Annotated in this window: 1 protein-coding gene; it reads left to right on the forward strand. The window is 58.4% G+C overall.

The window, feature by feature from the left end; all coding sequences use genetic code 11:
* The first annotated feature begins 66 nt into the window (after nt 1-66).
* Nucleotides 67-1,101 (forward strand): IS481 family transposase, encoded by a 1,035-nt coding sequence (locus COMA2_RS14105; RefSeq protein ID WP_090896972.1) that lies wholly within the window; start codon nt 67-69, stop codon nt 1,099-1,101.
* Nucleotides 1,102-1,148: the final 47 nt, after the last annotated feature.

Here is a 1,148-nt window from a genome sequence, read left to right on the forward strand (position 1 = left end):
TGTAAGTGCTAGAACTTAATCTGACAGTCCGGTAGAGTCCTCGCCTTCACGAAAGGAGTGCGGACGATGACCACCGAACAGAAAATTATCCGGGCGAAGGTTGGCGTGTTGGAATTGGCGAAACAATTGGGCAATGTGTCGAAGGCCTGTCAACTGATGGGGTATAGCCGCGACAGCTTCTATCGGTTCAAGGAGCTCTATGAGACCGGCGGTGAGGCGGCGCTGCAGGAGATCTCCCGCCAGAAGCCCCTCCTGAAGAATCGCGTGTCGGCGGAGGTGGAGCAGGCGGTTGTGCAGAGGGCGATCGAGCAACCCGCCTGGGGGCAACTACGCGTCGCCAATGAACTCCGCAAACAGGCACTCACGATCTCCCCTGCGGGCGTCCGGTGTATCTGGCTCCGGCATGACCTGGAGACGATGCGGAAACGGTTGAAGGCGCTGGAGGCGAAGGTGGCCCAAGAGGGGCTGGTGCTCACAGAGGCTCAGGTCGTGGCGCTGGAGAAGGCGAAGGCGGACAAAGAAGCGCATGGCGAATTCGAGAGCGAGTGTCCGGGCTACTGCGGCGCCCAAGACACCTTCTACGTAGGGACGCTCAAGGGCGTCGGGCGCATCTATCAGCAGACGTTCATTGACACCTACAGCAAGATGGGGTTCGCGAAGCTGTATGACCGGAAAATGCCGGTCACGGCTGCCGATCTCCTGAATGATCGGGTGCTGCCGTTCTTCGAAGCGCACGAAATCCCGCTGAACCGCGTCCTGACCGACCGCGGGACCGAGTACTGTGGGGCACCTGAGCGCCATGAGTATGAACTGTACCTGGCCGTGGAGAACATTGATCACACCCGGACCAAGACACGGCATCCCCAAACGAATGGGATCTGCGAGCGCTTCCACAAGACGATGTTGAACGAGTTCTATCGCGTCGCGTTCCGGAAGAAGATCTATCGGACGCTGGAGGAGTTGCAGGCCGATCTCGATGTCTGGATGGACGAATACAACCAGCAGCGACCACATCAAGGCCGTTGGTGTTATGGCAAGACCCCGATGCACACGTTCCTGGACAGTGTGCCCTTGGCGAAGGAAAAAATCCTAGCGGCGTAAACCCGGTGAGGACTCGCTGTCTGTCCGATGAAGTCTTGACTTATACA

This window comes from Candidatus Nitrospira nitrificans, assembly GCF_001458775.1.
GTDB classification, from domain to species: domain Bacteria; phylum Nitrospirota; class Nitrospiria; order Nitrospirales; family Nitrospiraceae; genus Nitrospira_D; species Nitrospira_D nitrificans.

Coding starts and splice junctions, on each gene's coding strand:
- COMA2_RS14105 (WP_090896972.1), top strand. CDS start 67: ATGACCACCGAACAGAAAATTATCCGGGCGAAGGTTGGCGTGTTGGAA.